The sequence below is a fragment of the Paractinoplanes durhamensis genome (assembly GCF_016862175.1).
GTDB lineage: Bacteria > Actinomycetota > Actinomycetes > Mycobacteriales > Micromonosporaceae > Actinoplanes > Actinoplanes durhamensis.
In genome coordinates, this window is the sequence record NZ_BOML01000002.1 from 18,140 (window position 1) to 40,193 (window position 22,054).

General features: G+C 71.2%; 24 protein-coding genes. 10 read left to right on the forward strand and 14 right to left on the reverse strand.

The genetic code is table 11. The annotated features are described in order from the left end of the window. Positions 1–40: 40 nt before the first annotated feature. Positions 41–1,570 carry an alpha/beta hydrolase gene (locus tag Adu01nite_RS00180; protein WP_203724305.1) on the forward strand — a complete coding sequence of 510 codons (1,530 nt, stop codon included), beginning with the start codon at positions 41–43 and terminating at the stop codon, positions 1,568–1,570. On the opposite strand, the gene Adu01nite_RS00185 is transcribed toward Adu01nite_RS00180, so the two are convergent. Next, positions 1,521–1,979: a potassium channel family protein gene (locus Adu01nite_RS00185; RefSeq protein WP_203724120.1), complete on the reverse strand. Its 459-nt coding sequence runs from the start codon at positions 1,977–1,979 to the stop codon at positions 1,521–1,523. The two genes, Adu01nite_RS00180 and Adu01nite_RS00185, sit on opposite strands and share 50 nt — an antisense overlap. 48 nt (positions 1,980–2,027) lie before the next feature. On the opposite strand from Adu01nite_RS00185, the gene Adu01nite_RS00190 reads away from it, so the two are divergent. Further along, a complete protein-coding gene (locus Adu01nite_RS00190) occupies positions 2,028–2,492 on the forward strand; it encodes a GNAT family N-acetyltransferase (RefSeq protein WP_203724121.1) in 465 nt (154 codons plus the stop codon). On the opposite strand, the gene ligD is transcribed toward Adu01nite_RS00190, so the two are convergent. The 3 genes from ligD to Adu01nite_RS00205 form a co-directional block, all read right to left on the reverse strand. Next, positions 2,479–3,501, reverse strand: a complete 1,023-nt coding sequence (gene ligD, locus Adu01nite_RS00195; RefSeq protein ID WP_203724122.1) for a non-homologous end-joining DNA ligase — start codon at positions 3,499–3,501, stop codon at positions 2,479–2,481. The two genes, Adu01nite_RS00190 and ligD, sit on opposite strands and share 14 nt — an antisense overlap. A gap of 91 nt (positions 3,502–3,592) precedes the next feature. Beyond that, positions 3,593–4,129 carry a hypothetical protein gene (locus tag Adu01nite_RS00200; protein ID WP_203724123.1) on the reverse strand — a complete coding sequence of 179 codons (537 nt, stop codon included), beginning with the start codon at positions 4,127–4,129 and terminating at the stop codon, positions 3,593–3,595. A 95-nt stretch (positions 4,130–4,224) separates the two neighbouring features. Then, positions 4,225–4,797 (reverse strand): hypothetical protein, encoded by a 573-nt coding sequence (locus Adu01nite_RS00205; RefSeq protein WP_239132004.1) that lies wholly within the window; start codon positions 4,795–4,797, stop codon positions 4,225–4,227. Here Adu01nite_RS00205 and msrB point away from each other — a divergent pair. Continuing rightward, positions 4,786–5,193, forward strand: coding sequence for a peptide-methionine (R)-S-oxide reductase MsrB (msrB, locus tag Adu01nite_RS00210; RefSeq protein WP_203724124.1), 408 nt, complete (start codon positions 4,786–4,788; stop codon positions 5,191–5,193). The genes Adu01nite_RS00205 and msrB overlap by 12 nt on opposite strands. Before the next feature lie 85 nt (positions 5,194–5,278). Here msrB and Adu01nite_RS00215 read toward each other — a convergent pair whose 3' ends face one another. The 4 genes from Adu01nite_RS00215 to Adu01nite_RS00230 form a co-directional block, all read right to left on the reverse strand. After that, the gene (locus Adu01nite_RS00215) at positions 5,279–5,761 is read right to left on the reverse strand and encodes a dihydrofolate reductase (protein ID WP_239132005.1); all 483 of its coding nucleotides are present in this window, start codon (positions 5,759–5,761) and stop codon (positions 5,279–5,281) included. 85 nt (positions 5,762–5,846) lie between these two features. Beyond that, positions 5,847–6,647, reverse strand: coding sequence for a thymidylate synthase (locus Adu01nite_RS00220; RefSeq protein WP_203724125.1), 801 nt, complete (start codon positions 6,645–6,647; stop codon positions 5,847–5,849). A gap of 67 nt (positions 6,648–6,714) precedes the next feature. After that, the gene (locus tag Adu01nite_RS00225; protein ID WP_203724126.1) at positions 6,715–6,969 is read right to left on the reverse strand and encodes a hypothetical protein; all 255 of its coding nucleotides are present in this window, start codon (positions 6,967–6,969) and stop codon (positions 6,715–6,717) included. A 52-nt stretch (positions 6,970–7,021) separates the two neighbouring features. Further along, positions 7,022–7,276 carry an isoamylase early set domain-containing protein gene (locus Adu01nite_RS00230; RefSeq protein ID WP_203724127.1) on the reverse strand — a complete coding sequence of 85 codons (255 nt, stop codon included), beginning with the start codon at positions 7,274–7,276 and terminating at the stop codon, positions 7,022–7,024. An 82-nt stretch (positions 7,277–7,358) separates the two neighbouring features. Between Adu01nite_RS00230 and Adu01nite_RS00235 the strand changes: the two genes are divergently transcribed. Then, the gene (locus tag Adu01nite_RS00235) at positions 7,359–7,802 is read left to right on the forward strand and encodes a GNAT family N-acetyltransferase (RefSeq protein WP_203724128.1); all 444 of its coding nucleotides are present in this window, start codon (positions 7,359–7,361) and stop codon (positions 7,800–7,802) included. A gap of 6 nt (positions 7,803–7,808) precedes the next feature. Here Adu01nite_RS00235 and hemQ read toward each other — a convergent pair whose 3' ends face one another. The 3 genes from hemQ to hemE form a co-directional block, all read right to left on the reverse strand. Further along, entirely contained in the window at positions 7,809–8,516 is a 708-nt protein-coding gene (gene hemQ, locus Adu01nite_RS00240) for a hydrogen peroxide-dependent heme synthase (protein ID WP_203724129.1), read from the reverse strand. Beyond that, positions 8,516–9,898 carry a protoporphyrinogen oxidase gene (gene hemG / locus Adu01nite_RS00245; protein ID WP_203724130.1) on the reverse strand — a complete coding sequence of 461 codons (1,383 nt, stop codon included), beginning with the start codon at positions 9,896–9,898 and terminating at the stop codon, positions 8,516–8,518. Before hemG ends, hemQ begins: the two co-directional genes overlap by 1 nt. Positions 9,899–10,012: 114 nt before the next feature. After that, the gene (hemE, locus tag Adu01nite_RS00250; RefSeq protein ID WP_239132006.1) at positions 10,013–11,050 is read right to left on the reverse strand and encodes a uroporphyrinogen decarboxylase; all 1,038 of its coding nucleotides are present in this window, start codon (positions 11,048–11,050) and stop codon (positions 10,013–10,015) included. Between the two features lie 97 nt (positions 11,051–11,147). Between hemE and Adu01nite_RS00255 the strand changes: the two genes are divergently transcribed. After that, a complete protein-coding gene (locus Adu01nite_RS00255) occupies positions 11,148–11,717 on the forward strand; it encodes a DUF3000 domain-containing protein (RefSeq protein WP_203724132.1) in 570 nt (189 codons plus the stop codon). A 19-nt stretch (positions 11,718–11,736) separates the two neighbouring features. On the opposite strand, the gene Adu01nite_RS00260 is transcribed toward Adu01nite_RS00255, so the two are convergent. Continuing rightward, entirely contained in the window at positions 11,737–12,786 is a 1,050-nt protein-coding gene (locus tag Adu01nite_RS00260) for a S1C family serine protease (protein WP_203724133.1), read from the reverse strand. A 143-nt stretch (positions 12,787–12,929) separates the two neighbouring features. Between Adu01nite_RS00260 and Adu01nite_RS00265 the strand changes: the two genes are divergently transcribed. The 5 genes from Adu01nite_RS00265 (at position 12,930) to Adu01nite_RS00285 (ending at position 20,117) form a co-directional block, all read left to right on the forward strand. Next, positions 12,930–14,249, forward strand: a complete 1,320-nt coding sequence (locus Adu01nite_RS00265; protein WP_438871058.1) for a ribonuclease D — start codon at positions 12,930–12,932, stop codon at positions 14,247–14,249. 186 nt (positions 14,250–14,435) lie between these two features. After that, entirely contained in the window at positions 14,436–15,632 is a 1,197-nt protein-coding gene (locus tag Adu01nite_RS00270) for a thiolase family protein (RefSeq protein ID WP_203724135.1), read from the forward strand. Next, the gene (locus Adu01nite_RS00275; protein WP_203724136.1) at positions 15,629–17,698 is read left to right on the forward strand and encodes a 3-hydroxyacyl-CoA dehydrogenase NAD-binding domain-containing protein; all 2,070 of its coding nucleotides are present in this window, start codon (positions 15,629–15,631) and stop codon (positions 17,696–17,698) included. The genes Adu01nite_RS00270 and Adu01nite_RS00275 overlap by 4 nt, the downstream gene beginning before the upstream one ends. Positions 17,699–17,880: 182 nt before the next feature. Beyond that, positions 17,881–18,939: a hypothetical protein gene (locus Adu01nite_RS00280; protein WP_203724137.1), complete on the forward strand. Its 1,059-nt coding sequence runs from the start codon at positions 17,881–17,883 to the stop codon at positions 18,937–18,939. A gap of 167 nt (positions 18,940–19,106) precedes the next feature. Continuing rightward, positions 19,107–20,117, forward strand: coding sequence for a DUF2637 domain-containing protein (locus Adu01nite_RS00285; protein ID WP_203724138.1), 1,011 nt, complete (start codon positions 19,107–19,109; stop codon positions 20,115–20,117). Position 20,118: 1 nt separating this feature from the next. Here the strand turns inward: Adu01nite_RS00285 and Adu01nite_RS00290 are convergent, their stop codons facing one another. Next, positions 20,119–21,342 carry a sensor histidine kinase gene (locus tag Adu01nite_RS00290; protein ID WP_203724139.1) on the reverse strand — a complete coding sequence of 408 codons (1,224 nt, stop codon included), beginning with the start codon at positions 21,340–21,342 and terminating at the stop codon, positions 20,119–20,121. Further along, positions 21,339–22,013, reverse strand: coding sequence for a response regulator transcription factor (locus Adu01nite_RS00295; RefSeq protein ID WP_203724140.1), 675 nt, complete (start codon positions 22,011–22,013; stop codon positions 21,339–21,341). Before Adu01nite_RS00295 ends, Adu01nite_RS00290 begins: the two co-directional genes overlap by 4 nt. Positions 22,014–22,054 lie beyond the last annotated feature (41 nt).

Sequence of the window (22,054 nt, forward strand, 5' to 3'; positions counted from 1 at the left end):
GCCGCGTCGCTCCCGTCTGACCGTCGGACTTCTCGCCGCGATGGTGGTCGCCACCGCGGGCTGCACCCTGCCCGCGTTCGCGCCGGACGGCTCGGGCGAGGACAGTCCGGTCGCCGGCGGCACACCGACGTCGGCCGCGGTCCCGGGCACCACGCCCGACTGGCGCAACTGCGACGACGTGCCGCGTGACCTGGTCGGGCGGGGCGCGACCGGGATGAGCTACGACTGCGCCGAGATCGCCGTCCCGCGCGACTGGAACGACCCGCAGGGCGGCGAGACGTATGCGATCTCGGTGATCCGGATCCATTCCTCGACGCAGAAGAACCGGATCGGCTCGCTGCTGATCAACCCGGGCGGCCCGGGCGGTTCCGGCGTCGACACCGCGGTCTACCTGTCCTACGGCGAGGCGCTCGGCGGTCTGCCCACCGAGATCACCAACCAGTTCGACATCATCGGCTTCGACCCGCGCGGGGTCGGCCGCTCCGATCCGATCAAGTGCATCAGCAACGCCGACCAGGACGCGAGCTTCGCGGCGCCGCCCGACCCGGTGAGCCAGGCCGATTTCGACAGCCTGGTGGCGCTGAACAAGAAGATCGCCACCGGCTGCGGCACGAAGTACGGTGACCAACTGGTCAACTTCTCCACCGAGCAGGCCGCCAAGGACATGGACGCGATCCGGGCCGCGGTCGGCGACGCGAAGATGTCCTACCTGGGCTTCTCCTACGGCACGCTGCTCGGCGCCACCTACGCCCAGCTGTTCCCGACCAAGGTGCGGGCGCTGGTGCTCGACGGCGCGGTCGACCCGAAGCAGAGCTACGTGCAGGGCTCCGAGTCGCAGGCCAAGGGCTTCGAGCGGGCGTTCACCAACTTCAGCACCTGGTGCAAGGCAACCCCGGCGAAATGCCCGATCGCGCCGGACGCGCGAAAGGCGGTCACCGACGCGATCGCGGCCGCCGCGAAAAATCCGATCGCCTACTCGGACGGTCGCAAGGCGACCTCCGGCTGGATCTTCGTCGCGGTGATCTCGTCGCTCTACACCGAGTCGAGCTGGACCACGCTGGCGCAGGCGGTCGCGGCCCTGCAGGACGGCAACCCCAAGGGCATCTTCACGCTGGCCGACCAGTATTCGGAGCGCAAGCCGGACGGCAGCTACACCAACCTGTTCGACGCCAACCTCGCGGTGAACTGCGCCGACACCAAGGACGCGCCGAGCGTCGAGGAGGTCCGCAAGCTGCAGGGCGAGTGGCGCGCGAAGTACCCGCTGTTCGGGGCGCCGCTGGCGACCGGCATGCTGCCGTGCACGTTCTGGCCGGGCGACCGCGACCCCTACCCGGCCGGCACGGCCACCGGTGCCCCGCCGATCGTGGTGGTCGGCACGACCGGCGACCCGGCGACGCCGTATGAGAACACCGCCGACCTGGCGAGCATGCTGGGCGTCGGGCACGTGCTGACCTGGGAGGGCGAGGGCCACACCGCCTACCCGAGCACGACCTGCATCGTGAAGGCGGTCGACAACTACCTCATTTCTCTCCAGGTGCCGCAGGAGGGACTGCGCTGTCCGGCAAAATGACGCCCTCTCGCTCGGCCAATGCCTCGAGGAGCACCTTCACCCGGCGCAGGTTGTGCTTGAGCTCCTCCTGCTCCTCGTGCCGGAAGGCGTCGTTGTCGACGATCAGCCGACTGGCGAAGTGCGCGGTGATCAGCGGGATCACCAGCAGCACCATGACCGAGATGAGGATGCCGGCCAGCACCCGGCCCTCCCAGGTCTGCGGGGAGATGTCGCCGTAACCCACGGTGGAGGCGGTGACCACCGCCCACCACACCGAGTCACCGAGCGAGGCTTTCTCCTCGAAGACGTGGTAGAGGGCGGCGCAGACCAGGATCAGCAGGGAGTAGGAGAGGATCAGGGTGCGCGGCGAGTTCGCCAGCCAGACGATCGCCCGATAGGCCTTCCGAAACGGCGTGAGCAGCACGTGCATGGCGAACATCGTGCCTGAACAGGGCACCTCACGGGGAGGACGCGATCGATGGAGTTCCGCCTGGCCGAACGGGCAGACGTGCCGGCCATCCTGGAGTTGCTGGCCGACGACGAGATCTCCCGGTCCCGCGGCTTCGGCACGGTCGCCGAGGAGGTCGACGCGTCAACCTGGGCCGCGTTCGAGGCGATCGACGCCGACCCGGGCAACGAATTGATCGTGGGCATTGACGACGGCGAGGTGGTGGCGACCTGCCAGCTCACCTTCACCCCCGGCCTGAGCCGCGGCGGCGCCTGGCGGATGACGATCGAGGCGGTGCGGGTCCGGGCCGATCGGCGCGGCGGCGGCTTGGGCCGCCGACTTATGGCGTACGCCGTGGAGCGCGCCCGCGACCGCAACTGCCGGATCGTCCAGCTCACCACCGACAAGCGGCGTACGGAAGCACACCGCTTCTACGAGTCGCTCGGCTTCACCGCATCGCACGAGGGCATGAAGCTGACGATCAAGACCAGTTAGCCTTGTTGATCTTGCTCGGCTGCACCCGCGGCGGCTCGCCCGGCATCTTCGGATGGTCGGGCGGGTAGGGCAACTCCCCCTGACCGGCCTTCTCGTCCCGCTCCGACCACTCCAGCAGCGGGGTGATGTCGTGCGCCACGTCGTCGATCGCGGCATGCGGGTCGCCGATCTTGGCGAACCGGGCCGGCACGGTCCGCAGGTCGAAGTCGTCCGGCTCGACCTCGGTCAGCTCGTCCCAGGTCACCGGGGTGGAGACGGTGGCCCGGGCGGTGGCCCGCAGCGAGTAGGCACAGGCGATGGTCCGGTCCCGGGCCATCTGGTTGTAGTCGATGAAGACCTTCTCGCCCCGCTCCTCCTTCCACCAGGAGGTGGTGATCCGGTCCGGACTGCGCCGCTCGACCTCCCGGGCCAGCGCGATCGCCGCCCGCCGCACCTGCACGAACGACCACTGCGGCGCGATCCGCACGTAGACGTGCACCCCTCGCCCGCCGGAGGTCTTCGGATAGCCGACGAAGCCGAGGTCGCCGAGCACCTCGCGGATCACCCCGGCCGCCGCGACCACGTCGCCGAAGTCGGTGCCGGCGTGCGGGTCGAGGTCGATGCGCAGTTCGTCCGGGTTGTCCACGGCGGCGCCCCGCACCGGCCACGGGTGGAACACGACGGTGCCCATCTGCGCGGCCCAGGCGACGTGCGCGAGGTCGGCCGGGCACAGCTCGTCGGCGGTGCGCCCGCTCGGGAAGCTGATCGTGGCGGTCTGCACCCAGGGCGGCACGCCACGGGTGGGGATGCGCTTCTGGAAGAACATCTCGCCCTCGATGCCGTCCGGGAAGCGCTGCAGGGTGGTGGGTCGGTCACGCAGCGCCCGCAGGATGCCGTCACCGACGGCGAGGTAATACTCGAAGACGTCACGCTTGGTGTAGCCCTTGCGCGGGAAGCAGACCTTGTCGGGGCTGCTCAACCGGACGGTGTGGCCGGCGATCTCGCGCTCTTCCGCTGCGGCTTTCGGCATGCATCCGACCCTATGCCGCCAAGACCCATGGACACGCCCGTGGCCGCCCGGCAAACGCCGGACGGCCACGGAAATGCTAACAAATCGGACGCTAGGCGCTGCGGCGCCGACGCGTGTACCAGACCGAGGCGGCACCGGCGGCGACCATCAGGGCGCCGAGCGAGATGACCGCGCCCATCGGCGCACCGGTGACCGGAAGCGCGTGACCGGCGCTGACGCCACCACCCGGAGTGCTGCTGCTCGGAGCCGGCGTGCCGGTGTCCTGCACGCCCGGCGGCGTGGTCGGCGGAACGGTGTCGACGTTGCCCGACGGCGGCGTGGTGGCCGGCGTGGTCGGGGTGGTGGCCGGCGTGGTCGGGGTGGTCGACGGCGCGACCGAGCCGTAGCCGCCATGACCACGGGTGTGCCCACCGGTGGTGGCCGGGCCGGTGGTGGTGGCCGGACTGGTGCCACCGCCCTTGGTGCCGTAGTCGCACTTGGTGCGGTCGGCCTCGTTGCAGGGCGACGCGGTGACGGCCGGACGAACCGCAGTATCCGCGGCCAGGACCGGCGTGGCGGAGAAGGCCAGGGCCGCCGCGACGGCCACAGAGGGCAGTCCGGCGGCAAGAATGCGGCGAGTTGCACTCATGAGGAGTATTCCGTTCTGTTGCGGTATTTCCAGGGTCCGAAGGGCAGCTTAGCGGGAATTGCCCGATTTACCCGTTAATGCTTCTCGGCGGGTCATCATCCCGGAAGACCACCGAAACGGTGACTACGCCATATATGGGACAAAGCGAACATCTTGACCTCAAACTGCGGGTCGGCGGCGAACAGATCACCGCTGTACGGCGCGTTGAGCTGCACACTCGCCCCGGAGTCCAGATAGACCGACACCACGGTCCGGCCACCCCGCCGCTCGGCCCGCATGTCCACCACCCGATGCCACGGCGCGATCCCGCCACCACCGACCGACAGCGTCCGGATGCCGCCCGCGCCCAGCTCGGTCGCGGTGAACCGGCGGGCCAGAAGCCCCGCTCCCGCCCCGGCCATCGGCGGCCCGAACGCCAGTACCGGCCAGATCCACAACGGTGGTCCGATCCGTCCGACGAGCGCCAGCACCACGGCGACGAGCATGGCGGCAGTGATACCCACCACGCCGATCAGGGCGCCGATATAGAGGCCGCGGCCGAAAGCCTGCTGCCACGTGGGACGGAACGTCGCGGGCGATGCATCTTCCATGCCGGTACAACGGCGGACGCCGCAACGACGGCCGCACTTCGAGTGCGTCGAAGTACCGTTGGTGGCATGGCAACGCATGACACCACCCTGCCCACCACCGAGGATGAGTGGCGGGTCCGGCTCAGCCCCGACGAGTTCCGGGTCCTGCGCCAGGCCGGCACCGAGGCCCCCTGGTCCGGGGAGTACGTCGACACCAAGACCGAAGGCATGTATGCGTGCCGCGCGTGCGGCGCCCAGCTCTACCCCAGCACCGACAAGTTCGACTCGCACTGTGGCTGGCCGTCGTTCGACGACGCCATCCCGGGCGCGATCAAGGAAATCGACGACATCAGCCACGGCATGGTCCGCACCGAGATCCGCTGCGCCAACTGCGACTCGCACCTGGGCCACGTCTTCCGCGGCGAGCACATGACGGCGAAGAACACCCGCCACTGCGTGAACAGCCTCTCGATCCGCCTGGATCCGAAGGCCTGACCGAAGGCGCAGCCCGGCGAGAAGCCGCCGGGCTGCGAAAATCAAATTCAAGTTCCAGCTTGCGTACGCGGTGAGCACCGCGCCATCAGCCGACGTTCCGTTCCAGCTCCTCGACCACGTAGCGCAGCCCGTTCGAGGCGGTCTGCCACTCGCCGGTCGACGACAGCACCCAGCTGTCCCCCAGCGCCGGCGCCCGGGTGTCCCCGGCCACGTCGAGGTCGATCCGGGTCCGCACGACATGCGTAGCGACCGGCAGGAACGCCTCGTAGACCGCCGCCCCGCCGATCACCCAGACGTCGCCGCTCAGGTCGGCCCCATGAACCGCGTGGGCGACCTCGGCCCCCGCGGCCGACCACAGCGGGTCGCGGGTGAGCACGACATTCCGCCGGCCCGGCAACGGCCGCACCCGCTCCGGCAGCGAATCCCAGGTGGCCCGCCCCATGATCACGGTCGCGCCCATCGTGCGCTCCTTGAACAGGGCCTGCTCCCCCGGCAGATGCCAGGGGATGCCACCGTCCGCACCGATCACCCGATCCCGGGCCTCGGCCCAGATCATGTGGACGGTCACGCTGTGCCCACCTTTGGCATGCCCTTCCGGCCCTCGCCTGCGACGCCGTCGGCAGGCGCCGGCAAGTGCCGCTCGGTGCAGTCGGTCATACCGCCACCGGGGCCCGCAGAGCCGGGTGGTGCTCGTATCCGACCAGCGAGAAGTCCTCGTACCGGTAATCGAAGAGCGAAGCGGCCGGGGCGATCTCCAACTGCGGGAACGCGAACGCCGACCGGGACAACTGCTCGGTCACCTGCTCCACGTGGTTGGAGTAGATGTGGCAGTCACCGCCGACCCAGACGAAGTCGCCGGGGACCAGCCCGACCTGCGCCGCCACCATCCGGGTGAGCAGCGCGTAGCTGGCGATGTTGAACGGCACGCCGAGGAAGAGGTCGGCGCTGCGCTGGTAGAGCTGGCAGCTCAGCTTGCCGTCGGCCACGTAGAACTGGAACATCGCGTGGCACGGCGCGAGCGCCATCGACGGCAGCTCGGCCACGTTCCACGCGGAGACGAGCATGCGGCGCGAGTCCGGGTCCGTGCGGAGCGTCTCCAGCACCGAGGTGATCTGGTCGACGTGCCCACCGTCCGGAGCCGGCCACGACCGCCACTGCACTCCGTAGACCGGGCCGAGCTCACCGTCCGCGTCGGCCCACTCGTCCCAGATGGTCACGCCCTGGTCGCGCATCCAGCCGACGTTGCTGTCGCCGCGCAGGAACCAGAGCAGCTCGACGGCGACCGACTTGAAGTGCACCCGCTTGGTGGTGACCAGCGGGAAGCCCTTCGACAGGTCGTAGCGCAGTCGCTCGCCGAACACGCTGACGGTGCCGGTGCCGGTGCGGTCACTCTTCGGGGTGCCGGTGGTGAGGACGCGGCGCAGCAGGTCCTCGTACTGGGTGTCGACAGACATGCCAGCAAAAGTACAGCTCCGCCGACGCCGCCCCGGTGGCAGTAGGGCGACGGCGGCGGAGTGTCTATCAGCCGGCCCAGGCCTCGGCCATCTGCGGGATCTGCTGGTTCATCGCGTTCAGCTCCTGCTGCTGCCCCGCGGCCGTGCCGGCCTGCATCGCGACGGCGAATCCGAGCTCGGCGCCGATCTGCTGCCAGCGCTCGTAGAGCACCTGGTCGACCAGAACGGTCCGAATGTCCTGATGCGCCGCCCGAAGCTCGTCCACCGCCGCCTCGTACCGTGCGACACGCTTGTGCAGGTCGGAGGTCTCGTACATGGTCATGCAGCCAGATTAGCCATAAGTGAGGCTTTTTCCGGTGTTAGCGGGAAAAGGGCTAGATCCGCAGTTCGCTGCCGTGCTCGTCGTCCAGCCAGACACCGTCGCTGGCCAGGTACCGGAACTCGTAATGGCCCGGCGACAGCGGCACGCTCACCGTCCGGGTGCCGTCCCGGCGCTGCATGAGCTCGTGCGTCCCCGGCTCCCAGCCGTTGAACGAGCCCACCACGCTGACCCGCCCGGCCGGCACATCCCCCGGCAGGCAGAAAGTCACCCGCGTCTTGTTCCCCAACAACCTGCTTTTCTTGATCATGAGCGCCTCCACAGCCCAGGCTTCCATCCGTTCAACGTCGGGCCGCGATACGGGTGACGGCATGCCGCATACGATTTGTGACATGCATCCGGAACCACATGACGTCCTGCGCTCCGCCTCGTTCGCCGACCTCGACACCACCACTCTGTACGGCATCCTGAAGCTTCGCAGCGATGTCTTCGTGGTCGAGCAGGACTGCGCCTACCCCGATCTGGACGGCCGGGACACCGAGCCCGGAACCCGGCACGTGTGGTTCGAGCGGGCCGGCGAGATCCGCGCCTACCTGCGGGTTCTGCACGACGGCGAGACCCAGCGGATCGGCCGCGTGGTGACCGATCCGAAGGCCCGCGGCGCCGGCCTGGCCGGGCGCCTGGTGGCCGAGGCGCTGATCATCATCGGCCACCGGCCAAGCACCCTGGAGGCCCAGGCCCACCTGGCCGGCTTCTACGGCAAGTTCGGCTTCGAGCCGACCGGCCCGGAATACCTCGAGGACGGCATCCCGCACATCCCGATGCGCCGGGCGTGAGACGGCTCAGGGCAGGTTGGCGACGATCTCGCTGACCGAGCGGCGGCGGCCGGTGTAGAACGGGACCTCTTCGCGCACGTGCCGGCGGGCCGTGGCGGCGCGCAGGTCGCGCATCAGGTCGACGATCCGGTGCAGCTCCTCGGCCTCGAAGGCGAGCAGCCACTCGTAGTCGCCGAGGGCGAACGACGAGACCGTGTTGGCCCGGACGTCCGGGTACGGGCGCGCCATCTTGCCGTGCTCGGCCAGCATGTGGCGGCGCTCCTCGTCGGGGAGCAAATACCACTCGTAGGACCGGACGAACGGGTAGACGCAGAGGTAGGTGTGCGGCTCCTCGCCGGCCATGAAGGCGGGCAGGTGGCTCTTGTTGAACTCGGCCGGGCGGTGCAGGCCCATCTGCGACCACACCGGCGCCAGGTGCCGGCCGAAGGCGGTGCGGCGGAACAGGCCGTACGCGTCCTGCAGGGCGTCCGAGGAGCTGGAGTGCCACCAGATCATCACGTCGGCGTCGGCGCGCAGCCCGGACACGTCGTACGTGCCGCGGATCGTCACGTCCTTGCCGGACAGCTGCTCGAACAGCGTGTCCACCTCGATGGCCAGGTCCTCGCGCATGGCCGGCATCGGGGTAGTCGCCTTGAACACCGACCACATCGTGTAGCGGATCGTGGCGTTCAGCTCGGCGATCCGGACCGCGCTCGGCTGGGTTTCGTCGCTCATCATTCCTCCAGGGACTTGCTGACGTCTTCGGCCGCCCGCTCGCCGCTCGCCACGCAGGCGGGGATGCCCACGCCGTCGAAGGCGGCGCCGGCCAGCGCCAGGCCGGGCGGCAGCTGCTGCCGGGCGAAGGCCACGCGGTCGCGGTGGCCGGGGGCGTACTGCGGGAGGCTGCCGCCCCACCGCTGGATCCAGGCGGCGGCCGGCGGCGGCAACGCGCCGCCGATCAGCTCGCCGAGCTCGCGCCGGGCCTGCTCGAGCAGGTCCTCGTCGGCGAACTGCAGGCGGTCCTGCTCGCCGTAGCGGCCGAGGGAGGCCCGCACGATCACCGGGCCGGCCTCGGGGCCCAGGTGCGGCCACTTCCGGGTGAAGAACGTCGCCGCCTTCACCAGGGTGCCCTCGCTCGGCGGCACCAGGAAGCCGGACAGCTCCGGCAGCGGGGTGCCGGGCGGCAGCGCCAGGCCGGCCAGCGCGACGCTCGCGTAGTCGAGTGCCCCGATCGCCTCGGCGGCCTCCGCGGACAGCGCGGTGAGCAGCCGGGACGCCGGCTTGGCCGGCACCGCCACGATCACCGCGTCGACGTCGTCGGTCTGCGGGGCCGGCGCCGGGCCGAGCAGCAGCCGCCAGCCGTGGGCGGTGCGGGACAGGTCGCGCACCGGGAGGCCGAGGCTGATCCGGGCGCCGCTCGCGGCGGCGGCCGCGGCCACCAGCCGGCTCATCCCACCGTGCACGGCCGTGAAGATCGGGCCGGGAGTGCCGGTGCGGGCCGCCTGCGCGGCGCGCACCGCGCCCTGCAGGGTGTGCTCGACCCGGGCGGTCGCGGCCAGCTGCGGCATCGTGACGTCGAGGGACAGCCGGTCGGCGCGGCCCGCGTAGACGCCGCCGAGCATCGGGTCGACCAGACGGTCGACGACCTCGGCGCCGTACCGGGCGCGGACCAGCTCGCCCACCGCGACGTCCTCGCCCGCGGCCAGCAGCGGGCGGCCGTCGTCGGGGTCGGTGCCGGTCACGTGGGCCACGTCGCCGAGCTTGGTGAGGTCACCGGGGACGCCGACGAGGGTGCCGCCGGGAAGTGGGGTCAACCGGCCGGCGACGGAGAGGGCGGCCGGCACGGTGGCCGGGTGGACCAGGGCGTCACCGAGGCCGAGATGCCGGGCCAGGGCGACCACCGCGGACTCGTCGCCACCGGGGCCGGCGGTCAGGAAGGATTCGGCGCCGCGCTCGACCGGCAGACCGGCCAACTCGCCGGTACGCAGTTTGCCACCGAGGACGCCGCCCTGCTCGTACACGATGATGTCGGTGCCCGGCGGGGTCAGATCGCGCAGGCGGACCGCGGCGGCGAGCCCGGCGATGCCGCCACCGATGACCGCAACCCGCTTTCGCACGTTGTCAACCCTCCCAGGTCGCGCACGGACGTGGCCACCGGGGTCGGTCGTTGTGAGTCCCACGGGGGCCCACCCTGCACCCACCGGTCCCGGCCAGGGAGGGCCGAAGGTCCCTCAGCGCGCCGATGCGGTGTGCACGAGCTCGACAAGCCGGGTGAGCATGTCCGGGTTCGTGTCCGGCAACACCCCGTGGCCCAGGTTGAAGACGTGCCCGGGGGCGGCCCGGCCCTGCTCGAGCACCCGGCGGGCCTCCCGCTCGACGACCTCCCACGGCGCGAACAGCACCGCCGGGTCGAGGTTGCCCTGCACCGGCCGCTCCGGGCCGATCAGCGTGGTGGCCCGGTCGAGCGGGGTGCGCCAGTCGACGCCGACCACGTCCGCGCCGGCCTCGCCGATCGCGCCGAGCAGCACGCCCGTGCCCACCCCGAAGTGGATGCGCGGCACGCCGGCGCCGGCCAGGCTGCCGAGGACCCTGGCCGAGTGCGGCAGCACGAACTCGCGGTAGTCGGCCTCGGAGAGCGCGCCCGCCCACGAGTCGAACAGCTGGACCGCGCTGACCCCGGCGTCGATCTGGGTGCGCAGGAACGTGAGGGTGATCTCGGCGAGCCGGCCGAGCAGCGCGTGCCACAGCTCCGGCTCGCCGTACATCATCGCCTTGGTCCTGGTGTACGTCCGGGACGGGCCGCCCTCGATCAGGTAGCTCGCCAGGGTGAACGGCGCACCCGCGAACCCGATCAGCGGGGTGCCGCCGAGCTCGCCGACGAGCTGGCGCACCGACTCGGCCACGAAGGACACGTCGTCGGCGGTGATCGGGCGCAGCCGGTCGAGGCCGGCCGCCGTCCGGATCGGCTCGGCGATCACCGGGCCGGTGCCGGCCACGATGTCCAGGTCGACGCCGGCCGCCTCGAGCGGCACCACGATGTCGCTGAACAGGACGGCCGCGTCGACGTTGTGCCGGCGGACCGGCTGCAGCGTGATCTCGGTGACCAGATCCGGTCGCCGGCAGGACTCGAGCATCCCGACGCCCGCACGGATCTTGCGGTACTCGGGCAGCGAGCGCCCGGCCTGCCGCATGAACCAGACCGGGGTGTGCGGCACGTCCTGACCGCGGCACGCCCGCACGAACGGCGAATCGTTCAACACTGAAGTCACGGCGCAATGGTGCCATGTGCGAAATCCCGCAGTCGCCCCGCGACTGGACGGCGCGGCGATCGACGACGGACAGCGGTGATCGGCATAGGCTTCCGGCATGGCGACCCCCTCCGCTGCACCCGAGGCGTTCACCCGCGCCGTCGCCGGGCTGCGGGCGGCCGCGCCACGACCGGAGATCCTGCTCGAGGAGATCGCCGCGCCGCAGCGGCTCGCGCCGTACGCGTTCGCCCTGTCCGCCACCGTGCTCCGCGACGGTGACGAGGTGGCCAGCGGCCGGCTGATCCTGCTGCACGACCCGTCCGGGCACGACTCCTGGCGCGGCGACGTGCGGCTGGTCACCCTGGTCACGGCCGAGCTGGAGCCGGACATGGCGGGTGACCCGCTGCTGCCCGCGGTGGCCTGGACCTGGCTGACCGACGCGCTGGAGCAGCACGACGCCGCCTACACGGCGATCGGCGGCACGATCACGCAGACCGCGTCGACCCGGTTCGGGGAGCTGGCCGGCCCGGTGCCGACCGCCGACCTCGAGGTGCGCGCCTCCTGGACGCCGACCTCGGTGGACACGGCCGCCCACCTGCTCGGCTGGTGCGCGATGCTGGCCTCGACCGCGGGTCTGCCGCCACCCGGGGTGACGTCCCTTTCGGAACGCCACCGGGTGGGGCAGTAAGCCTTCGAGAAAACCCGGTTCAGCAGACGCCGGTGAAGGTGTCGCAGGCCGTCTTGATCGGGATGGCCAGGCCGATCCCCTCGGCGTCCTTCGCCTTCGCGGTGGCCAGGCCGACGACCTGGTTGCCCGAGTTGACCACCGGTCCGCCCGAGTTGCCGGGGTTGATCGGCGCGTCGAACTGGATCGTCGGCCCGTCCGGGTCGGACGGCCGGTAGGCGCTGATCACGCCGGTGGTGACGGTGTCGTCCAGGCCGAGCGGCGCGCCCACGACCACCACCTGCTGGCCCGCCTTGACCTGCACGGTCGCCGCGGCCAGCCCGGGGACGTCCTGGTTGGCGCGCAGCAGCGCCAGGTCCTTCGCCTTGTTGACCTTCACGATGGTCGCGTTGATCTTCGTGGTGCCGCGTTCCAGCGACACCGTGCGGCCGCCGCCGGTGTAGAGCTCGGCGACGACGTGGTAGTTCGTGAACAGGTTCGACTGGCCGTCCTTCGCCTTCGACCCGACCGAGAACGCGGTGCCGGTGAAGTCGCCGGCCCGGACCCGGAACACGCTGGGCAGCACCTTCGACGAGACGGCCTCGGGGTCGAACACCCCGGCGAGTTCCTTCTCCAGCCGGTCGGTGCGGTCCTGCTCGGCGGCGAGCACCGAATGCAACGACGCGTTGTCGCTGTGCATCGTCTCGATCCGGTACGCCTGCCAGCCGGCCACCGCCACCAGGACCCCGACCAGGCCGGCGATCACCGGTTTCGCCTTCCGGGCCGGCCGGGCGCGCTGCGGATCCTCGGCGGGCACCGCCGGGAAGGTCTCCGAAACGCCGGCCTGCCATTGCGGCGCGGGCTGGTACTGCGGCGCCGACTGATATTGGGGCTCGTGCTGCTGCCAGGACGGCTGCGGCGAATATTGCGGCTCCTGGTACCGGGGCTCCGGATACTTCGGATCGGCGAACCCGGTGTTCGATTCCCAGCCCGGTTCCGCGCCCCAGGAGACCTCCTCGGCGCGGCGCCGACCGTCGTATCGGTGCTGGTCGGTGCCGTCGGCAGGGATGAACGGGTCGTACGTCGTGGTCATCCGGCACGGCCTCCAGGGTCTCGGCGCTGCGAGGAGTAGTACGCACGAAACGGCTCAGCGGATGAGTCGGCTTTCGATCGAGAAAACGGCGCGCCGGTACCCGGCTGCACAATGCAGGGGTGGCGCACCCGTACGGTTACGTGGTGACCGACGAAGCACCCCTGCGCCGTCGGGACGAGCCAGAGCCGGCAGGGGACGGACGACCGCTCGCCGAGCCGCCCGACCCGACGTCTGGCGGTCCCGCGCCCCTGCCCGCCTCCGTCCCGCTGACCGCCCCTCGCGAGGGCACCCCCCGCCCACTCGAGACCGAGTCCGAATTGTCCGAGATGGTGGCCAAGATGGCCGCCGGCACCGGACCGGTCGCCGTGGACGCCGAACGAGCCTCCGGCTACCGCTACACCCAGCGCGCCTACCTCGTGCAGCTGCGCCGGGCCGGCGCCGGGACGGTGCTGATCGACCCGATGCCGCTGGACGACCTGCGCACGCTCGATGCCGCGCTGGCCGAGAGCGAATGGGTGCTGCACGCGGCCAGCCAGGACCTCGCCTGCCTGGCGGAGCTGGGCCTGAAACCGCGCAGGCTGTTCGACACCGAGCTGGCCGCGCGGCTGGCCGGGTTCGAGCGGGTCGGCCTGGCCGCGCTCACCGAGCAACTGCTCGGCTATTCGCTGGAGAAGCACCACTCGGCGGCGGACTGGTCGACCCGGCCGCTGCCCGAGTCGTGGCTGACCTACGCGGCGCTCGACGTCGAGCTGCTCACCGACCTGCGTGACCTGCTCGCCGCCGAGCTGGAACGGCAGGGCAAGACGGCCTGGGCGGCCGAGGAGTTCGCCACCCTGGTGGCCAGCGCCGACCGGCCACCCCGGGTCCGCCCCGATCCGTGGCGCCGCACGTCCGGAATACACCGCGTCCGTGGCGCCCGCGCCCAGTCCCGGGTGCGCGCCCTCTGGTATGCCCGGGACGGCGTGGCCGCCCGCCGTGACTCGGCCCCCGGCCGGGTGCTGCCCGACTCGGCGATCGTGGCCGCGGCCGAGCTGGACCCGAAGGACGAGCGCGCCCTGCTGGTCATCCCCGGCTTCGGCGGCCGTTCGGTCCGCCGGCTGGCCCGGGTGTGGCTGGACGCCCTCGACGAGGCCCGGGCGCTGCCGGACGACGAGCTGCCGGTCAACCAGCCGCTGGACGGCCCGCCGCCACCGCACCGATGGGCCGAACGCGACCCGATCGCCGCGGCCCGGCTGGCCCGCTGTCGTCAGGTGGTCGTCACCACCGCCGAGGCCAACAACTTGCCACCGGAAAACCTGATCAGCCCGGACTACGTCCGCCGGCTGGCCTGGTCCCCGCCCGACGAGGTGAGTTCGCAGACGGTCGGCGACACCCTGCGCGGCTTCGGGGCCCGCAACTGGCAGGTCGGCCTGCTCGCCGACCAGCTGGCCGATGCCCTTCCGGAGCCGGCACCTGCAACCTGAGAAACCGGCCGGGCGTGGAACCGCCCGGCCGGAACCTCTTGCCGAGGTTTCCCGGGCTGTGCGCGATCGCTCCCGCAGAATGAGAGCCGGAAACGTTGCTGTGACATTGCAAGGGTCCTCTGGCACCTCTTAGTTACCGGCGAGTAGCATCAATCGCACAGGAAAAATGCCCGCAAGGAGACTCCCGTGCCCCGTGAAGTACGTGAGGTCGTCTTCGTCGACGGCGTCCGCACCCCGTTCGGCAAGGCGGGCGGCATGTATGCCGAGACCCGCGCCGACGACCTGGTCATTCGTTGCATCCGCGAGCTGATGCGGCGCAACCCCCAGCTTCCGCCCGAGCGGGTGGACGAGGTCGCGATCGCGGCCACCACCCAGATCGGCGACCAGGGCCTGACCATCGGCCGCACGGCCGCGCTGCTTTCCGGCCTGCCCAAGACCGTCCCCGGCTACTCGATCGACCGCATGTGCGCGGGCGCGATGACAGCGGTGACCAACGTGGCCGGCGGCATCGCGATGGGCGCCTACGACATCGCGATCGCCGGTGGTGTCGAGCACATGGGCCGGCACCCGATGGGTGAGGGCGTCGACCCTAACCCGCGGATCCTCGCCGAGAAGCTGGTGGACCCGTCCGCCCTGGTGATGGGCTCGACGGCGGAAAACCTGCACGACCGCCTGCCCGGCATCACCAAGGAGCGGGTCGACCGCTACGGCCTCAATTCGCAGATCAAGACGGCCAAGGCGTACGCCGACGGCAAGCTCCAGGACGACCTGGTGCCGGTGGCCGTCCGCAGCGTCGAGCAGGGCTGGGGCCTCGCGACCGTGGACGAGGCGCCGCGCGAGACCTCGATGGAGAAGCTCGCCACCCTGAAGACCCCGTTCCGCCCGCACGGCCGGGTCACCGCGGGCAACGCGGCCGGCCTCAACGACGGTGCCACCGCCGCGCTGCTGGCCGACGAGGCCACCGCCCGCGAGCTGGGCCTGCCGGTCGCCATGCGGATGGTGTCGTTCGGTTTCGTCGGCGTCGAGCCGGAGATCATGGGCTACGGCCCGATCCCGTCGACCGAGAAGGCCCTGAAGAAGGCCGGTCTCACCATCGACGACATCGGCCTGTTCGAGCTGAACGAGGCGTTCGCGGTGCAGGTGCTCGCCTTCCTCGACCACTACGGCATCGCCGACGACGACCCGCGGGTCAACCCGTGGGGCGGCGCGATCGCCATCGGTCACCCGCTCGCCTCCTCGGGCGTGCGGCTGATGACGCAGCTCGCGCGGCACTTCGCCGAGCACCCCGAGGTCCGGTACGGCATCAACGCCATGTGCATCGGCATCGGCATGGGCGGCACGGTCATCTGGGAGAACCCGAACTGGGAAGGATTCGCGAAGTGACGGCTCTTCCGGAGTACCCCAACGAGGTCGTGACCAAAGCGATCGTGCGCCTGGTCCGCGTCCCCGGCCTGGCCAAGCAGGCCGCGCTGATCACGCTGGACAACGGCTTCGACTACAAGAAGCCGAACAGCTTCGGGCCGGGCGGCCTCGCGTCGCTCGACGAGGCGATCACCACGGCGACCGCGGCCGACCCGGCGTTCATCGCGATCACCGGCAAGCCGTACATCTTCTGCGTCGGCGCCGACATCACCGGCATGCCGTTCATCACCGAGCGGGCGCAGGCCGTCGCCCTCGGCGAGCTGGGCCACCGGGTGTTCGCCCGGCTGAAGAGCTCGGCGATCCCGACCTTCGCGTTCGTCAACGGCGCGGCGCTCGGCGGTGGCCTCGAGGTCGCGCTGCACTGCCACTACCGGACGGTGTCGACGGGCGCGGCCGCGCTCGGCCTGCCCGAGGTCGCGATCGGCCTGATCCCCGGCTGGGGCGGCAGCCAGCTGCTGCCCAACCTGATCGGGGCCCCCGGCGCCGCCCAGGTGATCCTGCAGAACCCGCTCACCCAGAAGGTGCTGCGCCCCAAGCAGGCCCGTGAGCTGGGCGTGGCCGACGAGATCTTCGAGGCCGCCGACTTCCTGGAGAGCTCGCTCGCCTGGGCCGCCGGCGTCGTCCAGGGCTCCATCGAGGTAACCCGGCCCGAGATCGACAAGGACATGTGGGACGGCGTGCTGTTCTTCGCCAAGCAGCAGCTCGACCAGCGGCTGCACGGCGCGGTCCCGTCCGCCAACAAGGCCCTCGAGCTGCTCGCGCTGGCCAAGGAGGCCTCCTTCGAGGACGGCACCGCGGCCGAGACCGAGGCCCTCGCCGACCTGATCATGGGCGACGAGGCGCGCGCCTCGCTGTACGCCTTCGACCTGGTGCAGCGCCGGGCCAAGCGGCCGGTCGGCGTGCCCGACAAGTCACTCGCCCGCAAGGTCACCAAGGTCGGCATCATCGGCGCCGGCCTGATGGCCTCGCAGCTCGCCCTGCTGTTCGCCCGCCGCCTGCAGGTGCCGGTCGTGCTGACCGACCTCGACCAGACCCGGGTCGACAAGGGCGTTGCTTACGTTCTCGGCCAGATCGACAAGACCGTGTCGAAGGGGCGGATGGACGAGGGCACCGCGGCCAAGCTACGCGGCCTGGTCTCCGGCTCGGTCGACAAGTCGGTGTTCGCCGACGCCGACTTCGTGATCGAGGCCGTCTTCGAGAACCTCGACCTGAAGAAGCAGATCTGGGCCGAGCTCGAGAAGATCGTCTCCCCCGAAGCGATCCTCGCCACCAACACGTCGTCGCTGTCGGTCACCGAGATGGCCGCCGACCTCGAGCACCCCGAGCGGGTCGTCGGCTTCCACTTCTTCAACCCGGTCGCGGTCCTCCCGCTCCTCGAGATCATCAAGGGCGAGAAGACCGACGACCCGACCCTGGCCACCGCGTTCGCCGTCGGCCGGGAGCTGAAGAAGTCGTCGGTGCTGGTCAAGGACGCACCCGCGTTCGTGGTCAACCGGGTGCTGACCCGCTTCACCAGCGAGGTTTTCAACGCGGTCGACGCCGGCACCCCGCTGGACGTGGTGGACTCCGCGTTCGACCCGCTGGGCCTGCCGATGCGGCCGATCGCGCTGCTCCAGCTGGTCGGGCCGGCCGTCGCCTACCACGTGGGCGAGACGCTGCACGCGGCGTTCCCGGACCGCTTCACCGACAGCCCCAACCTCAAGAAGATCGTCGACGCCGGCCTGCCCCTGATGGTCGACGACGAGATCAACCCCGAGGTGGCCAAGCTGGTGGCCGGCGGTTCCGCTCCGCTTTCCGCCGATGAGGTACGCGAGAAGGCCCTCGCCGCCCTGGCCGAGGAGATCCGCCTCATGCTCGACGAGGGTGTGGTCGCCGAGGCACAGGACATCGACCTGTGCATGGTGCTGGGCGCCGGCTGGCCGTTCCACCTCGGTGGCGTGACTCCCTATCTCGACCGCAGCGGCATCTCCGAGAAGGTGACCGGCAAGCGGTTCCTGCCGCAGGGCGTCGGCAGCCTGCCCGCCTGATTTCGCCCCTGTCGAATTTTCCAGTCGGATCGACGACGCCCCGCGCCTCCTGGTGCGGGGCGTTGTCGTAGTCGCAGCCGGTTTGTCCGGTCGGGTGTGATCACCTACCCGGTTAGGGGGGCGACCTCCCTGGCCGGAGGCCGATAGGCTCGCTGCCGGGAAACCCGATCGATGGAGCTTTGATGTCGCAGCCGCCGCAGCCGCCGTATTCTGGCCAGCCCTACAACGGCCAGCCGTCTTCCGGCCAGCCCTACCAGGGCGGCCAGCCGCAGTACGGGCAGCAGCCGCCACAGCCACCGCAGTACGGCCAGCAGCCGCCACAGCCGCCCGAGTACGGCCAGCCCGAGTACGGCCAGCCCCAGTACGGTCAGCCCCCATACGGCCAGCCGCAGTACCCGGGCCAGCCCAACCCTGACGTGCCGACCTCGGTGCCGCCGCAGCCGACGTACCCGCCGACCCAGTCGTACCCGGCGTCCGGCCAGCCGCAGTACGGCCAGCCCGAGTATGGTCAGCAGCCGCCGCAGTACGGTCAGCCGGAGTACGGGCAGCCGCAGTTCGGCCAGCCCGGCTTCCCGCCGCCGACCCCGCCGAAGAAGAAGTCCAAGGCGCTGCCGATCGTGCTGACCTCGATCGCGATCGTGCTGGTGCTCTGCGTCGGCGGTGTCGCCGCGCTCTACATGGTCGGCAAGAACAAGGTCGACGACATCAACGACCAGCTCGCCGACGCGACGGCCACGCCGACCGCCGGGGCGACCCGGACCGCCGAGCCGACCAAGGCGGCCTCCACCATCAAGATCGTGGAGCCGGCCACGCTGGGCGGCCGCCCGAAGCTGACCGACGCGCAGTTCGCCGACATCGCCAAGGAGCTGAAGGACGGCCTCGGCTCGGTCCCGTCGGCCACCAACTCGGTCGGCTCGCTCTACGGCACGGTGGAAAAGCAGGACATCGTCATCGTCGCGGCCGCCGAGGCCCCGATCGACGACCCGGAGAAGGAGCTCGACCAGACCTTCCTCGGCGCCGGCATCGGCGGCCTGAAGATCTCCAACATCACCGACGCGCCGACCGGCTCGCTGGGCGGCACCGCCAAGTGCGGCAGCGCCTCGACCTCCGGCGTCGACATGGCGATCTGCAGCTGGGCCGACGACGGCAGCCTGGGCATGGTGATCTGGTATTTCAAGTCGGTGAGCAAGGCCAAGGCCGAGTTCCCGAAGCTGCGGGCCCAGATCGAGAAGAAGAGCTAAACACGCAGGCAGGTCAAGCTGACACGCCGTAAGGCGCGGTCACATGGTCACAACGCTCCCGGCACGGACCGGTCACGGTTCCGGGCCGGGAGCGTTTGCGTAACCCTCAGCGGTCAGGATGGGTCGGTCTTTTCCGCGCCCGACCCGACAGGCTGAGGAGTAGTCCGGTGGTCCTGCAGCACCTGCGCCGCGTCCGGTGGGCGGTCCGAGCCACGCTGTTGCTGGGTGTGGCCGCGTCCGTCGTCGCCAACGTCCTGCACGCGCTGGACAACCCGATCAGCCAGGCCATCGCCGCCTGGCCGCCGCTGGCCCTGCTGCTCACCGTCGAGCTGATCTCCCGGGTGCCGGTGCACCGCCGCTGGCTGGCCGCGGCCCGCCTGATCGCCACCGCCACGATCGCCGGCATCGCCGCCTGGGTCTCCTACTGGCACATGGCCGGGGTGGCCGCCCGCTACGGCGAGACCGGCGCCTCCCCCTACCTCCTTCCGCTGTCGGTGGACGGCCTGATCGTGGTGGCCAGCATCTGCCTGGTCGAGCTGGGCGGCCGCATCGCCACCCTGGAACGCGACGCCGACCTGGCCGCCAACCAGCCGATCGCCGCCAACCAGCCGAGCGCCGCCAACCAGCCGAGCGCCGCCACCGCGCCGATCGCCGGCACCGCGCCGATCGACCCGGCCATCCCCGGCTTGATCCCGACTCCGGTCCCCGTTCAGGCACCGGCCGCGATGCGGCACGCGGTCCCGGCCGCGACCGTCGAGGCGGCGGGCACCCGCGCCGGCAGCGCGCCGCTGAACCGCCGGCTGCGCGAGGAGGCCGCCGCCGTACTCCCTCGGGCCAACGGCGCCGACGGGTTCAGCCCCACGGTGACCCGGCAGGCGCGGCCGCCGGCCGCCACCGGCCGTGCGGTTCCCGCGCAACGCAGCTCATCCACCGTGAAAGCGAGCGCCGGACGTGGCGGCGGGAACGGCCGTACCGGCGGGGACGCCCCACCGCGTACGGATAAGAAAGAAAGACCGCGACGCAGCCCGGCCGAGACGGTGGCCCTCGCCGCGCGGCTGAAAGCCGACCGCCCGGCGCTCAGCGAGGCCGAGATCGCCGCCGAGCTGGGCATCACCACCTCCCGGCTGCGCACGGTCCAGCGCGCGACGCAGGCGGGCGACCACACGCTCGCCGCTTGATTCAGGCGATGCCGAGGTTTTTGCCGCGGGGGACGGATGCCGTTGCCGCGACCACCGGGGTGGCGTCGGCGGTGGGCAGCGAGACCGTGACCTCCAGGCCGCCGCCCGGCTGGGCGACCGCGGAGACCGTGCCGCCGTGGGCGTCGCAGACGGCTCGGACGATCGACAGGCCCAGGCCGGAGCCGCGGGAGCCGGTGCGTTCCCAGCCGCCCCGGCGGAACGGCTCGAACAGGCCCGGCACGTCGGCCGGCTCGACCTCGTATCCGGTGTTGCCGACCACCAGGCGCGCCTGGCCGTCGACCATGCCGGTGCGAAGCCAGAGCTTGCCGAGCAGGTGGTTGTAGCGGATCGCGTTTTCGATGAGGTTGCCGGCCAGGCGGTCGAGGAGCGAGGGGTCGCCGACGACGGGGGCCGGCTCGAGGTCGGTGGTGACGTCGAGTTTGAGGCGTTCGGCCTCGGGTTTCACCGCGGACAGCGCGTTGGTCACGCTCATCGACAGGTCGGCGGGGACCTTGCGGGCCAGCCGCCGCCCCGACTGAGCTTCCGAGCGGGCCAGCACGAGCAACGCGTCGACCAGGCCGTTCGCGCGCTCGGAGGCGTTGCGGACGACCTTGGCCATCCGGCGGTACTCGGCGACGTCGGCCTCGTCGTCGGTGAGCGTCACGTCGATCTCGGTGCGCATGACGGCGAGCGGGGTGCGCAACTCGTGCGAGGCGTTCGCGACGAAGCGTTTCTGCGACTCGAACGCCCCGGCCAGCCGGTCGAGCATGGCGTCGAAGGTGCGGGCCAGCTCGGCCACCTCGTCGTCCGCCCCGGAGTAGCGGATCCGCTGGTCGAGGGTCTCCTCGCCGAGGCGGCGGGCGGTCTGGGTGACGGCGTGCAGCGGGCGCAGCGCGCGACCGGCCACCGCGTAGGCCCCGGCGATCCCGATGATGCCGATCGCGAACAGCGCGACCAGGCCCTTGACCAGCACTTCCCGGGAGGCCCGCTGGACCAGCCCGGCCTGCCACTCCAGTGCGTCCTGGGTGTTGCCGTTCTGCAGGGTGACCTTCGAGCCGTCGGCGAGCGCGACCACCGGGTGCATGGCGTCGCCGACCAGCAGCCAGGCCAGCAGCACCAGGATGGCGCCCGCACCGACCAGCAGGATGCCGTTGAGAAGGGTGAGCCGCAGTCGGAGTGTGGGTCGCAGGCTGAGCGGTTTGCTGCGCCCCTGGTAGACGGTCATGCGAGACCGACCGGTTCCGGGACGCGGTAGCCGGCGCCGACCACGGTCTCGATCAGTGGTGGGTCGCCGACCTTCTTGCGCAGGGTCATCATGGTCACCCGGACCGTGGTGGTGAACGGGTCGGTGTTGGCGTCCCAGACCCGTTCCAGCAGTTCCTCGCTGGACACCACGCCACCGCGCGCCTTGAGCAGCTCCTCGAGCACGCCGAACTCCTTGTTGGTGAGCTCGATCGGCACGCCGCCGCGGGTGACGACCCGGCGGGTCTGGTCGAGCACCAGGTTGCCGACGGTGAGCACCGGCGGGGCGGCCGGGGTGGCCCGCCGGCCGAGCGCCTGCACCCGGGCCACCAGCTCCTCGAAGGCGAACGGCTTGGCCAGGTAGTCGTCGGCGCCGAGCTGCAGGCCCTCGACCCGGTCGGCGACCGTGCCGCTGGCGGTGAGCATCAGCACCCGGGTGAGCGCGCCCGAGGCGACCAGGGCGGCGCAGATCTCGTCGCCGTGCATGCCGGGCAGGTCGCGGTCGAGGACGACCACGTCGTAGCGGGTCACGTAGGCCATCTCGTGGCCCTGCAGGCCGTCGTAGGCGACGTCGACCGCCATGCCTTTGCGGCGCAGCCCCCGTGCGATCGCGTCGCAGAGGTTCCGCTCGTCTTCCACTACCAGAACGCGCACCGCAGACCCTCCGTCGCCGACCGCAACAGCCTTCCCGACCA